Source organism: Streptomyces sp. NPDC051219 (assembly GCF_040682335.1).
Taxonomy (GTDB): Bacteria; Actinomycetota; Actinomycetes; order Streptomycetales; family Streptomycetaceae; genus Streptomyces.
In genome coordinates, this window is sequence record NZ_JBFBAS010000011.1 from 23859 (window position 1) to 36702 (window position 12844).

Genomic DNA, 12844 nt, shown 5'->3' on the forward strand with positions numbered 1-12844 from the left:
ACACGGTGATTAAGCAACGACTTCGGGATGCAGTACAGCCAGCACCCCGGCCGCCGCGATCAGCGAGATCAGGGCGTTGACCACCTCGGCGCAGTACTGGATCATCCGGCGGGCCGACTCCGCGCCCCACTGGGCCGAGTCGAGCAGCTTGTGGAACTCGTCGTCCTCCACCGCCGCGAGCTCCACCCTCGCGACGCGTTCCAGATACGTCTCCGTCGCGACCCGCGCGACCTTCGGCTCCAGCCGTCCCGTACCGGCCGTGGTCGCCGAGCGCAGCAGCGCTCCGATCAGCGCGGCGAGAGCCATGACGGTCATCGCCGGTGCGGCGCCGCGGAGGCGCTCGACGGTGTCGCCGCTGCCGAGCAGATGGCTCAGCACCCGGTTGACCGCGACCAGACCGGTCGCCTGGACCACACCCCGGCCGATCTCGGCCGCCGCCACGACGCGCAGCGCCCGTGGATCGGCACGGTGGGCCAGCCGCACACTCATGGCGACGAGTCCGGGCAGGCGCGCCACCATGGCGCGCACACCGAGTTCGAGGAAGGAGCCGTCGTGCTTGTTCCAGCCCATGTCGTACCGGAGCGGGCCGCCGAACAGCAGTTGTTCGGACGGTGACACCCTCTCCTGCTCCGGGGGCTCGTCGGTCCTGGCGCGCTCGCGTTCGGTCATGAGAACTCCCCCCGGGTTGCCTCTGGTGCTCGGACAACGCACCTGATCAGCACCCCGTAACGGTGCGGCACGGCGGAGATTCCCTCGGGCTCAGCGATCCAGCGCCGTACGGAGTGTGAGGCCGTGGCGGGTACGCAGCGGGTGGATTTCCCACGCCGTCACCAGGGTGACCGAGACCGGGCCGCCCAGCGGGAACAGCACGGGCCGGCTGTGCACAGGACGACGCAGTGATCCTGGACCGGCACGTCGGAAGTCAGGGGCAGCTGTACGTGAACCCGGTGGCCGCGGTGTGCCGGGTGGGGGAAGTGATCTGCAGCTCCGCCCGTGCCCGGTAGTCGCCCCTGCCGTGGAACGTCCACAACAGGTGAAGGCGCGCCTCCCGCTGCCCGCGCGACACGCCTTCGCGCAGTTCACCGGACGTGGTGCCGTCGCTGCGCTGCCAGCGGTACGCCAGGGTGCCCGGGCGCCCGTCCGTCTTCACCACAGCCGTGATGTCCGCGGTGCCGTCGCACGACGGGCTCTGGGGGGGCGTCTGTACGGTCACGCCCCGCACCGCCATCGTGGGCCCGTACCGCTGCCAGGCGAGGAAGGCGAGGGCGGCCAGCAGGACCACCGCCGCCAGGGAGTAACGGCGCAGCCCCGCCGACCGTTGCCTGCCAGCCCGGGGAGGCAGAGGAGTCCGCCCCGGCAGGGTCCCGTGCCAGACGGTGGCGGTGCTGTCCCGGCCGTGGCGGTGGTGGGCGACGGCCGTCACCCCCGGGCCGAACCGGAGGACCGAGCCCTCCACCCGGTCGGGGGCCGCATCGGGGGCGGCGTCGTGCCGCGGGTACGGATGCGGGTGCTGTCGCGTGGGCGGCTCGGGGCGCTGGATCCAGTGGCTGGCCAGCGCGGTCGCGCTGTACTCGTCGTCGTCGTCGTGGTCCGGTGCCGGTTGCCGTACCGGTTGCTGTTCCGGTTCCGGTTGCCGGGTGAAGGGGGTCCGGGGATCGTTCATTGCACCGTGCACCGCCTGGTCAGGATCTGTTGCTGCGAACCGCCGTCGGCGGCCACCGGATCGCTGTCGGCACGGACGCTCCAGTAGCAGCCCCGGCCCTGGAACGAGTGGTCGAGCGTCAGCGTGTACTGCGTGGCGCCGCTGCGCTCGAAGGTCTGAGCTGCGCCCTCCGGGCTGCCCGGCTCACCCTTCGTTTCGCCGGTCGCCCAGGCCACGGTGATCGTCACCGGACCGGTTCCGTCCGTGACGATGTCGACGGTGGCGTTCGCGGTCGCCGGACCCGTCTGACGCAGTGAGGTGACGGCAACGGACTTGACCCGCACCACAGGCGGGGCGGAGGTGACCGGTGGATCGGTGACGACGGGCGGCGGGGTCGTGGGCGGGTCGGCCGGTGGCGGCGCGGGCGTCTCGCCTCCCGTGGTCGCAGTGTCCGGGGGCGAGGCCGACTCGGCCGGCCCAGCGGGTTCGGACGGCCCGGCGGACTCCGTCGGCGACGCGCTCACCGTCGCCGATGGGAGGGCCGGCGGAGTGCTGGGCTCCGCCCCGGCATCTGCCGGGCGGGCGCTGGTGGTGGCGACGGCCCGGGCCGTCGACTTCCCGGGCACGTCGCCGGACGCCTGGGCGGAGATGGCCAGCACCATGCCCAGTACCAGCGCCAGGGCCCCGGCCAGCGCGGCCTGCCTGCCCGGCCACGGGCCTCCGCCGAGGCGGTGCCCCCGTCCCAGGGAGGTGGTCGCCACGGCGGTCGTCCCCGCCGGCGGTGCGCCGGCCGAGGGGAACAGCAGCGGCAACAGCGCGGCGAGCGCCGCAAGTTTGCGCTGACCCCGCTCTTCCCAGTCCGGGCCGTACGCCGCCCCGGCCAGCTCCTCGAGCTCCGCCACGAATGCGGCGGCGTTCGACGGCCGCTCCTCCGGAGCCTTGGCCAGTCCCCGCCGGATCAGCGGACGGACCGGTTCCGGAGCGGCCTCCTCCGGCACGGGTGCGCTGATGTGCTGGAGCGCCAGCTCGGCGAAGTTCTCACCGGAGAACGGCTTGCGGCCGGTCAGACACTCGAAGAACGTCGCCGTCGCGGCGTACACGTCGGCGGCCGGCGAAGCGGGCTCCCCGCTCCACTGCTCGGGCGCCATGTATGCGGGGGTGCCCGCCACCCCCGGGGTGGTGCCGCGGCCGGTGGCGATTCCGAAGTCGACCAGCTTGGATGAACCGTCCACCGCCACCAGGACGTTCTCGGGCTTGTAGTCCCGGTGCACCACTCCGGCCCGGTGCGCCGCCGCCAGCCCGAGCAGAGACCCCTTGAGTACCACGAGGGCCGGCTCGGGATCCGTGCGGCCCTCCCGGGACAGCAGCGTGCGCAGGGCGATGCCGTCCACCAGCTCCATGACGATGGCCGCACCGTGCGGCGCCTCGACGTACTCGTAAAGGCGCACCACGTGGGGCGTGTCCAGCCCGCCGAGCAGTTGTGCCTCGGCCCGGAACTCCCGCACGAAGGCCGTGTCCCGACGCAACCGCTCGCTGAGGTACTTGACGGCGACGGGGATGCCCGTCGCGTCGTGGACGGCGAGGACGACCCGTCCGCTGCCACCGGATCCGAGCTCCCTGGTCTCCGTGTACCCGGGGACCGACCACGTGTCCATCTCGCCCCCCTCGGCGGCGCCCTGGGGGTGCCCGCTGTTCCCGTGCGCACCCACTGTCCCCACGACAGACACATTTCCGCCACGACCGGTTCCCGTCAACGTCCGCGTATTCAGCGCCGTGTGATCATCCGGTGCAGTCGCTCCGCCGCGGCACGGCCGAAGGCGGGGTCGTTGAGGTGCGTGTCGAAGTCGACCACCTCCACCGCGCTGTCCCGCAGTCCGTCCCGCAGTGCCGTGAACAGGGCCTCGTCGGCGACCGGATGGTGGTAGGGGCCTCCGGGTGCGCCGAGGGTCGACAGCCCGCGCAGCGGAACGCACACCGTCGTAGGCCCGGTGGACTCCCGGAGTTTGGCGGCGATTCCCCTTCCCAGATCGGCGCACTCGCGTTCCGTCGTGCGGATGACCGTGATGGACGGATTGTGCACCCGGACCTGGCGGTCGCGAAAGCGCTCCGGAAGGGTGTCGAGCGGCCCGAACTTGACCATGTCCAGGGCTCCCGGGCTGACGACCTGCGGGACTCCCTGCCGGCCGGCGGCGCCCAGTCGGCCGGGTCCGGCGGAGAGGATGCCGCCCACCAGTTCGTCGGCCAGTTCACAGAGCGTCAGGTCCAGAACACCCGCGAACAGCCCCTGTTCGGCCAGTGACTCCAGGGTCCGCCCGCCCGCTCCACTGGCATGGAACACCAGTACCTCGTAGCCGAGTTCGGTCAGTCGCTCGCGGGCCGCGTCGACACCGGGCGTCGTCACGCCCGCCATGCTCGCCGCCACGAGCGGCCTGCCGCCCGACCCGAGGTCGGCCGGCAGCAGCGCCCGCGGAGCCGTCGCGAAGCCCTTGGCCATCCCGGCGATCGCGTCGGCCGCGTTCGCCAGAACCGGCGCCAGGACACTGTTGATCCCGGCGATGTCGACCACGCTGTACATCATGGTGATGTCGGCGGAGCCGACGTACGGGGAGACGTCGCCCGCGGCCATCGAGGACACCATGAGTTTCGGCACACCCAGCGGCAGCGCGCGCATCGCCCGGGTCGCGATGGACGTTCCGCCGCTGCCGCCGACCGCCAGTACGCCGTGCAGCCGGTTCTCGGCGTGCAGCCGCAGGACGGTCGCCGCCGCCCCGCGGGCCATCGCCGTCACGGCCGCGCCGCGGTCACTGTCCGCCCGTAAGCGGCTCAGGTCGGCTCCCGCCGCGCGCGCCACCTCGGCGCGGGGGATGTCGGCACGTATCCGAGGCTCCCCGATGACGCCGGCATCGACCACCACCACCTCCACGCCGCTCCGCAGCAGCCGCTCGCGCAGCCAGCCGTACTCCACACCCTTGGTGTCCAGCGTCCCCACCAGCGCCACGATCGCCATGACTTGTAATGTCGGGGGGATTCGAGAAAGTCACAAGAGTGCGTATCCGGAGCGAAACGTGACCGAAACGCTCTGTGCGACGACGGTTCTAGGCTCGGACCAAGGAGCTGCGTACGTCAAGGAGTCCCGGGAGGCGGGTACATGGTCACGGTGACAGGGCACGGACCAGCGCGCGCGAGCCGGCTCCGCACCGTGAGCGAGGACGATGTGCAGCTGCACCACCGCGTCGTACACGGGTACCGGCGCGCTTACCGGATCGCCGGTGAGGGACCGGCCGTCGTACTCATCCACGGCATAGGCGACTCCTCCGCCACCTGGGCGGACCTCATTCCGGGACTTGCCCGCCGGTTCACCGTCGTCGCCCCCGACCTCCTCGGCCACGGCGGGTCGGACAAGCCCCGGGCCGACTACTCGGTGGCCGCGTACGCCAATGGCGTACGGGACCTGCTGGGCGTACTCGGGATCGAGCGGTCGACACTGGTCGGCCATTCGCTCGGGGGCGGCGTAGCCATGCAGTTCGCGTACCAGTACCCCGAGCGCACCGAACGTCTGGTGCTGGTCGGCGCGGGGGGCGTGGGGCGCGAGGTCAACCCCGTACTGCGGGCTGTGTCCCTGCCGGGCGCGGATCTGCTGCTCTCCCTCCTCCGGCTGCCCGGTGTGCGGTGGCAGACCCGCCGTTTCGCCGGGCTGATGAAACTGCTGGACACCGACCTTGGACAGGACGCCACCGAACTCCTGGGCCTCGTCGACGCGTTGCCCGACGCGACTTCGCACAGCGCCTTCATCCGCACGCTGCGGGCGGTCGTCGACTGGCGTGGCCAGGTGGTGACGATGCTCGACCGCTGCTACCTGGCCGAGGGCATGCCCACCCTGCTGCTGTGGGGATCGCGTGATGGCGTGGTGCCGGTGCGGCACGCGCACCAGGCGCACACCGCCATGCCGGGCAGCCGGCTGGAGATCTTCGAGGGCGCGGGCCACTTCCCCTTCCACACGGACCCGGTGCGGTTCTTGGGCCTGCTGGAGGATTTCGTCGAGACGACGCGTCCGAACGACTGGAGCACACAGCGGTGGCGTGAGCTCCTCGGCGCCGGGAGGCCGGGCAGCGCCGCCGGGCAGCCGGACGACGCACACAACCGCGCTGTCGAACGCGACCTGCGCGAGGCGAGCGAGCGCAGCGCTACCTGACACCCTCCAGGTGCGCCGTCAGGCGGTCGAGGAAGGCGGTCTGCGCCGCCACGAGCTTCGCCCTGGCCGGCTCGAGGCCGAACCAGCCGGCCCGGTCGATCTCCGGGAACGCGCGCATGTCGCCGGAGCCCCTCGGCCATTCCATGGTGAACGTCCCCGGCTCGACCAGGCCCGGATCGAGGTCGCCTTCGACGGCCCACACCGTGACCACTTTGCCGCCCGACTGCCGTACGTCACCGAGCGGTACGTACTCGCCCTCGGGCGCCGGAAGCCCCAGTTCCTCCGTGAACTCACGCCGGGCGGCGTCCCGCGGCTCCTCCTGCGGCCCGTACTCGCCCTTGGGCACCGACCAGGCTCCGGCGTCGCGCCGTTGCCAGATCGGTCCGCCCATATGGGCGATGAGCACCTCGGTGCCCGTGGCCGTCCTGCGGAAGAGCAGAAGTCCCGCGCTGCGTTTGTCCGCCATTGTTCCCAGCCTCCGCACATCAGGCGCGCTCGAGGGGCAAAAGCTACGATATTTCCATGGGAGATCGGCCCGTCGCGCCGACCGTACCCGAGCTCATCCTCGAGATCGACGGGGGCTCGACGGTGATGAGTCCGAGCCGGGTCTATCACGTCGGGCGCGACCCTCTGAGCGAGATCGTCGTCGACGACGCCCGGGTTTCCTGGCACCACGCGGTGCTGCGGCCCGCAGCCGGCCACTGGACGCTCGAGGACGAGCACAGCACCAACGGCACGTACGCCGAGGGCAGGCGCATCCACGAGTCGGAGGTCGGCCCCGGGAGCGTGATCAGGTTCGGCAACCCCGCCGACGGCCCGCGTGCCGTGCTGGTCGGACGGCCGCCACCGGAAACCTCGCCGCGTGCGTCGGTCGTCTCCGCACCATCCGCCACGAGCACCTTCCGCCGGCCGACGTCGGTACGGCCGCTCCCCGACCGCACCCTCCGTATCGGCCGCGGTACCGACAACGACCTCGTGATCGACGACCTGGTGGTCTCGCGCCGGCATGCCGAGCTGCGCGCACATCCCGACGGCACCTACGAGATCGTCGACGTCGGCAGCCACAACGGCACGTTCCTCAACGGCCGGCCCGTCACCGGCGCCCGCGTCGGCCCCGGTGACGTCATCGGCATCGGCCACTCCGCGTTCTGCCTGGTCGGCGACCAGCTGCAGGAGTACGTCGACATCGGCGAGGTGTCACTCGACGTCCAGGACCTCGCCGTAACCGTCGACGGCGGCCGGAAGACCCTTCTGGACCACGTGTCCTTCCCCGTCCGCGAGAAGTGCCTGCTCGCTGTCGTGGGGCCAAGCGGAGCCGGTAAATCCACCCTCCTGAACGCACTGACCGGGCTGCGGCCCGCCAACCGGGGCACCGTCCTCTACGACGGCCGAGACCTGTACCGCGACTACGCCGAGCTGCGCCAGCGCATCGGACTGGTACCGCAGGACGACATCCTCCACTCCCAGCTGACCGTGCGGCGGGCCCTCGGGTACGCCGCCGAGCTGCGCTTCCCCCAGGACACGGCCAAGGAAGAACGCCGGGCCAGGGTCGAGGAGGTCATCCGCGAACTGGGCCTGGAAGAGCGGGCGGAACAGCCGATCCACAGACTCTCCGGCGGTCAGCGCAAGCGCGTCAGCGTGGCTCTGGAGCTGCTCACCAAGCCGTCCCTCCTCTTTCTCGACGAGCCGACCTCCGGTCTCGACCCCGGGATGGACCGCTCGGTGATGCAGATGCTGCGCGGGCTCGCGGACGACGGCCGTACGGTCATCGTGGTCACGCACAGCGTGCTGAGCCTCGACGTGTGCGACCGGCTGCTGGTGCTCGCGCCCGGCGGCCGCATCGCCTACTACGGACCTCCCGCGGACGCCCTCGCCTTCTTCGGCTTCGATCAGTGGCCGGAGGCGTTCGAGGCCTTCGAGAACGACCGCGACCGCGACTGGGCCGAGGAGTACCGCACGTCCCCCTTCCACCAGCGGTACATCTCCAACTCCACCGCCCAGCCGCTGCTTCCCCACGAGGGCGGGACGGACCACGTCGCGCCGCCCCCGAAGGCGCAGTCCTGGGGAGCGCAGCTGAGTACCCTGGTCCGCCGGTACGCGGCCGCGCTGAGCGCAGACCGGACCTTCCTGGTCATCATGGTCGCGCTGCCGTTCATCCTGGGCGCGCTCGTCCGGGCCATCGCCACCCCGAAACTCGACACGGTCACCGCGATGAGCGCCCTGCTCATCCTGTGCGTGGGCGGGGTGCTGACGGGCGCGGCCAACGCCGTCCGCGAACTGGTCAAAGAGCGGGTCATCTACCAGCGGGAACGGGCCGTCGGGCTGTCCAGATCGGCGTACCTCATGTCCAAGGTGGTCGTGCTGGGCGCGATCACCGTGCTCCAGGCCGTCGTCATGACCCCGGTCGCTCTCGTCGGCATCGATCTGCGCGCTCCCGGCGGCAAAGGCGTACTCATGCTCCCGCTGCTCGAAATCACCCTCACGATAGCGCTGTTGTCGTTCACCGCGATGATGCTCGGCCTGCTCGTGTCCGCCCTGGTGCGGAAGGAGGAGGTCACCATGCCGTTGCTGGTGCTCGTCGCGATCATCCAGTTCGTGTTCTGTGGTGCCCTCCTGAAGGTGCACGGCGTGCCGGTCATGGAGCAGTTGGGCTGGTTGGTCCCCGCGCGGTGGGCACTCGCGGCGATGGCGAGCACCGTCGACCTCGCCCGGATCGTCCCGGGCAAGCTGACGACCGACCCGCTGTTCGAGCACTCCACCGGTGTGTGGCTGCTCAGCACGGGGATGCTGGTGCTGCTCGCCCTGCTCTTCGGGTACTGCGTCGCGAAACTGCTGCGCCGCCACGAGCCCGCGGTCATGCGGAAGTAGGGGGCGGCACATGACCACGGAGGAATTCGCCCCGACCCATGTGGTCCCCAGAGAGGGTCTGCCCGCCTGGGAGGCGCCGGACGTCTCCCGGCCCACCGAACCGCTCGACCCGTTTCTGCCCGTACGGCTCCTCGACCGGCGTGGTGACTGGGCGCGGATCCTCTGCGCGAACGGCTGGACGGCCTGGGTGGACGGACGGCTGCTGGTCGCGGTACCGGACCTGCCACCCGCCGCAGGCCAGCCGCTCGCCCGGACGGCCGACCCCCGCCCCCTGCTGGCCCGGGTGGAGGAGTCGCTGGCCAGGTACCGGAGCGCGGCGGGCGATCTGGTGGACGGCCAGGCCGACGGCGAGACGTTCCGGCAGCGGACGCAGGGGCTGCGGGCCGGGATGGTCGTCGACGGGGAGGCGGTCTGGCTGTACGACGCGGAGCACGAGCGCTGGGTGTACTGCGACGGCATGCACCTCAGTACCTACGCGGCTTCGACGCCGCCGCGGGAATCGGGGGGCGGGCCGCCGGAGATCGGGCGCGAGCCCACGCAGGCCGGGCCGACGACCGCCGGGCGCGAGCCCACACAGGTTGTCCCCGACATACCGGGGCGGCCGCACGGGTGAAGCCTGAGGACCACCGGCGTCCCGGAGAACCGGCGCCGTGCCCGGCCGCCGGTGTCAGGGTTCAGGTTTCGGCGCTCGGCGAGCCCTGGTGGCGCAGCTCGTCCACGTCGCCTCGGCGGCGGACCCGGGAGGCCATCAGGCTGCCGAGGAAACCGGTGGCGAGTCCCCAGAGCACTGCCATGCCGAGCGCCTGCCACAGGTGCGGCCGGAGAGAGACCTCCCCCGACAGACCGCCATCGAGATCGCCGATGCCCAGCAGCGACAGCCCGAAGTGGGCGGAGACCCGCACGGTCAGGCAGATCATCAGCACGGTGAGCGCCAGGGCCACCGCCATGTGCACGGCGTGCTGCCAGGACCGCGTCCGGGCGGGTGACCGTACCGCCATGACGAAGGCCGCAGCGATCAGCAGCACAGCCGCGACCACCACCAGCCACACAGCCCGGCTGTCGTGGTCGGCGAGCGTGCCCACGCTGAGAGTGGAGGTCTCCGGGGTACGCAGAACCTGATCCAGCACCCTGGGCATCGGCAGCCCGAACGGGCCCTCGACCTGCCCCTCCCACGACGCGCCGAGGCCGAGAGTGAGTGCGAGCCAGGCGAGGTTGGGCAGGCCGAGGAGGATCACGGCGAACGTCTCCGCGGGACGGTCCCGCGTCGCCGCCACGACGAGACCGACGGCCAGGGCGATGACGACGCACGCGAGGAGCAGTACGACCATCGCGAACGCAGCCGGGCGCACCGAGCCCTGGAAGCGCACCAGCCGTGCGGGGAGGGGGGCACGGCGGGACACCAGCAGTGCCAGCACGAGGACACCCAGGAGCCAGAGCACGCCGAAGACGAGTGTCGCGGGGACGTCGGTGCGGAATCCGACGGTGGGTGAGGCGTCCAGCAGGCCCGGGATCTCACTGATCGGGGAGTCCCCGAGGCCGATCTCGAAGGTGTGCCGGGCGACGAGTGCGAGGGCGAGCAGGCCGGCGATCCACAGCACGGCCATCCGGACGGTCCGGGCGACGAGCTCACGCGGCCGGGCGATGGCCCGGTGGCGCAGGGGGCGCAGAAAGCCGAAGGCGGTCACCAGTGCGCCGACGAGGCTCACCGACAATGGCAGCACGTTCAGCTCCGCGTGGGTCTCGGCGAGGAATCCGGCGCCACCTGTGACGTCCACCGAACCGCCCACGGCCATCACGACGACCGCGGCCACGACACGCGGAAACGCGCCGCCGGGCAGGTCCGACGCACCGGCTGCCCAGAGACCGAGGGCGGCCACGACCACCATGGCGGCCAGCCCTTCGAGCACCGCCACCAGGGCGTCCAGCCAGTTGTGCACGGCGCCCGGCACGGCGCCGCGGCGGGCGGAGGTCGGTCCCTTCTGGTTCACCTGGCCACGTTAAGCAGCGCGGGGACGCGGCGCCCCCCGGGCGGGCCGACCGCGTCGGCTTGCGGGCCGTACGGGTGCGGAGCACACAATTGGTCGCAGGAGCGAAGAAAACGCATGAAAACGGCACTTATCTGGCAGGAAAGAAGAGCGTGTGACCACCCAGCCGTCGTCCGGCCGCCCGGGAGGCCGCCCCGCAGGCCCTCCTTCGGGCCCCCTTGCGGGCGGCCCTCCGGAATCCGGTCCACCGCCCGGTCCACCGCCGGGGCGGCCGTCCGGACCTCCGTCCGGTCCGCCGTCCGGTCCGCCGTCCGGACCTCCGTCCGGTGGCGGGCACGGCGGGCCGGGCGGCAGAGGCGCCGGCCCCGGAGGCGGGGGGCGCGATGAGGGCGGGGGCGCGAGCCGCCCGTGGTGGCGGTCGGTCCCCAGAATCGCGAGCGTCGCTGTCACGTTGGTCGGGGCGGTCGTGCTCGCCGTCGTGCTGACCCGCCCCGACAACGGCGCACAGGGCACGGACGGCGAGGTCTTCCTCCAGGCAGCCTCCACGGCCGGGCCGGATCCGTTCACCGAGTCCTCCGCCCGTGCGGCAGCCCCGTCCCCGTCCACCGCTCCGCCGGACGCGACGCCGTCCGAGACCAACGTCACGCGCAGCGTGGCGGGCTCGGCGCCCGGACTGTACGGAGGGACCCGCAACACAGCCAGCTGCGACGTCGAGAAGCAGATCACCTCCCTCACCGCCGAACCGGCCAGGAACAACGCGTTCGCCTCCGTCCTGGGCATCCAGCCGTCCGGCGTCCCCGCGTACCTGCGCTCGCTGACGCCCGTTCAGCTGCGTACGGACACCCGAGTCACCAGCCACGGCTACAAGGACGGCGCCCCCACCAGCTACCAGGCGGTGCTGCAGGCGGGCACGGCCGTCCTCGTCGACGACCGCGGTGTGCCGCGGGTCCGCTGCGCCTGCGGCAATCCACTGCTCCCGCCGGTGGCCCTGAAGGGAACGCCCCAGCGGACGGGCCGTCCGTGGCCCGGGTTCCAGCCCTCGAACGTCGTGGTCGTGACACCTTCCGACAAAACCGTCAACGCCTTCGTCGTCTTCGACCTCGAGAACGAGGACTGGTTCGCCCGTAAACACGGCGACGACGGCCGCGAGGACAAGAAGGTGCCGCCACCGGTACGGCATACGCCCACGCCCTCGGTGTCGGACTCCAAGTCGCCCTCGGGCCCGACATCCCGGCCGCCGTCCTCGCAGCCGCCCTGCCCGGAGGGCGGCAGCTGCCCGCCGGATTCGCCGTCGGAGGCGCCCGAGCCGCCCCCCGGCCAATCATCCGAGCAGTCGCCCGGCCCCGAGCCCCCGCCGCCCGAGGAATCGCCGCCGCCCGAGCCCCCCGCCGACTCCCCGCCGCCCGAGCATCCCGAGGCACCCGTCGATTCGCCGCCGCCCGAGTCTCCCGTCGACTCGCCGGCTCCGGCTCCGGCGCCGGCGGGGTAGGGGGTGAGCCGGCTTGTCCGGCCGCTACCCGTCCGAGCCCGCTCCGCCGGAGCCGGAGGGGGAGGACGAGGTTCACCACCAGCCGCAGCCGCTCCTGTCGATGGCGCTGGCCGCGATGATGCACGACGTCCACGCAACTCGGGTGCGGTGTACCTGCTGGCGCCCGGCAGCTCCGTCCTGGACATGGCCGTGATGGCCGGGCTGCCCCGGGCGTTCGCAGCGGGCGTTCGCAGCTCCGTGGGAGCGGGTGGGGCTCGCCGCCCCGATCCCGGTCGCCGCCGCGGTGCGGCAGCGCCGACTGGTCTGGGTGGGCAGCGAGGAGGAAATGGCGAGGAGCTACCCGCGGATCGCGGTGGTCCTGCCGTACGCGTTCACGCTGGCCGCGCTCCCGGTGGCGACCGCCGACACGGTGTACGGGGCGGTGTTCCTGACCTGGCCCGGCTCCCACCCTCCGGAACTCTCCGACTGGGAACGCGAACACCTCACGGCTGCCTGCGGGCGTCTGGCCCTGCGGCTGGAGCGGGCGGAGAACTCCGCGCATCCGGTGCGCGCCGAGGCGGACGTACTCGGCGTGAGAATCTGGCCGGCAGCCAGGGCGGGGTGGAAGCCGTCCCCGTCCTGACCAGTCTGGGCGGTCTCATCGCCCAGGCGCTCGAACGGGCCCGGCT

General features: G+C 72.2%; 10 protein-coding genes and 2 pseudogenes. 5 read left to right on the forward strand and 7 right to left on the reverse strand.

From position 1 onward, the window contains the following. Positions 1–15 precede the first annotated feature (15 nt). From AB0M62_RS15265 to AB0M62_RS15285, 5 genes and pseudogenes are all read right to left on the reverse strand, one after another. Positions 16–669 (reverse strand): annotated as a pseudogene (locus tag AB0M62_RS15265) (ABC transporter ATP-binding protein); the annotation flags it as partial. Positions 670–759: 90 nt separating this feature from the next. Further along, on the reverse strand, positions 760–885 hold the full coding sequence (locus tag AB0M62_RS15270; RefSeq protein ID WP_366074653.1) for a hypothetical protein: 126 nt from the start codon (positions 883–885) through the stop codon (positions 760–762). A gap of 37 nt (positions 886–922) precedes the next feature. Then, a complete protein-coding gene (locus AB0M62_RS15275; protein WP_366074654.1) occupies positions 923–1663 on the reverse strand; it encodes a hypothetical protein in 741 nt (246 codons plus the stop codon). After that, entirely contained in the window at positions 1660–3297 is a 1638-nt protein-coding gene (locus tag AB0M62_RS15280; protein ID WP_366074655.1) for a protein kinase, read from the reverse strand. Before AB0M62_RS15280 ends, AB0M62_RS15275 begins: the two co-directional genes overlap by 4 nt. Positions 3298–3407: 110 nt before the next feature. Beyond that, a complete protein-coding gene (locus AB0M62_RS15285) occupies positions 3408–4649 on the reverse strand; it encodes a Tm-1-like ATP-binding domain-containing protein (protein ID WP_366074656.1) in 1242 nt (413 codons plus the stop codon). Positions 4650–4790: 141 nt separating this feature from the next. Here AB0M62_RS15285 and AB0M62_RS15290 point away from each other — a divergent pair, with 141 nt between their 5' ends. Then, complete coding sequence (locus AB0M62_RS15290) at positions 4791–5834, forward strand: alpha/beta hydrolase (RefSeq protein ID WP_366074657.1); 1044 nt, start codon at positions 4791–4793, stop codon at positions 5832–5834. On the opposite strand, the gene AB0M62_RS15295 is transcribed toward AB0M62_RS15290, so the two are convergent. Next, on the reverse strand, positions 5827–6300 hold the full coding sequence (locus AB0M62_RS15295) for an NUDIX domain-containing protein (RefSeq protein WP_366074658.1): 474 nt from the start codon (positions 6298–6300) through the stop codon (positions 5827–5829). The genes AB0M62_RS15290 and AB0M62_RS15295 overlap by 8 nt on opposite strands. A gap of 56 nt (positions 6301–6356) precedes the next feature. Here AB0M62_RS15295 and AB0M62_RS15300 point away from each other — a divergent pair, with 56 nt between their 5' ends. After that, a complete protein-coding gene (locus AB0M62_RS15300) occupies positions 6357–8702 on the forward strand; it encodes an FHA domain-containing protein (protein ID WP_366074659.1) in 2346 nt (781 codons plus the stop codon). A gap of 10 nt (positions 8703–8712) precedes the next feature. Continuing rightward, a complete protein-coding gene (locus AB0M62_RS15305; protein ID WP_366074660.1) occupies positions 8713–9315 on the forward strand; it encodes a hypothetical protein in 603 nt (200 codons plus the stop codon). Between the two features lie 61 nt (positions 9316–9376). Here AB0M62_RS15305 and AB0M62_RS15310 read toward each other — a convergent pair whose 3' ends face one another. After that, positions 9377–10588, reverse strand: coding sequence for a streptophobe family protein (locus tag AB0M62_RS15310; protein WP_366074803.1), 1212 nt, complete (start codon positions 10586–10588; stop codon positions 9377–9379). A 565-nt stretch (positions 10589–11153) separates the two neighbouring features. Between AB0M62_RS15310 and AB0M62_RS15315 the strand changes: the two genes are divergently transcribed. Together AB0M62_RS15315 and AB0M62_RS15320 are read left to right on the forward strand one after the other, a co-directional pair. After that, positions 11154–12176, forward strand: coding sequence for a DUF6777 domain-containing protein (locus AB0M62_RS15315; RefSeq protein WP_366074661.1), 1023 nt, complete (start codon positions 11154–11156; stop codon positions 12174–12176). A 100-nt stretch (positions 12177–12276) separates the two neighbouring features. Then, a pseudogene (locus tag AB0M62_RS15320) lies at positions 12277–12806 on the forward strand (PAS sensor protein); the annotation flags it as partial. Positions 12807–12844: the final 38 nt, after the last annotated feature.

Coding starts and splice junctions, on each gene's coding strand:
- AB0M62_RS15295 (WP_366074658.1), bottom strand. CDS start 6,300: ATGGCGGACAAACGCAGCGCGGGACTTCTGCTCTTCCGCAGGACGGCC.
- AB0M62_RS15305 (WP_366074660.1), top strand. CDS start 8,713: ATGACCACGGAGGAATTCGCCCCGACCCATGTGGTCCCCAGAGAGGGT.
- AB0M62_RS15275 (WP_366074654.1), bottom strand. CDS start 1,663: ATGAACGATCCCCGGACCCCCTTCACCCGGCAACCGGAACCGGAACAG.
- AB0M62_RS15290 (WP_366074657.1), top strand. CDS start 4,791: ATGGTCACGGTGACAGGGCACGGACCAGCGCGCGCGAGCCGGCTCCGC.
- AB0M62_RS15285 (WP_366074656.1), bottom strand. CDS start 4,649: ATGGCGATCGTGGCGCTGGTGGGGACGCTGGACACCAAGGGTGTGGAG.
- AB0M62_RS15300 (WP_366074659.1), top strand. CDS start 6,357: ATGGGAGATCGGCCCGTCGCGCCGACCGTACCCGAGCTCATCCTCGAG.
- AB0M62_RS15310 (WP_366074803.1), bottom strand. CDS start 10,588: ATGGTGGTCGTGGCCGCCCTCGGTCTCTGGGCAGCCGGTGCGTCGGAC.
- AB0M62_RS15280 (WP_366074655.1), bottom strand. CDS start 3,297: ATGGACACGTGGTCGGTCCCCGGGTACACGGAGACCAGGGAGCTCGGA.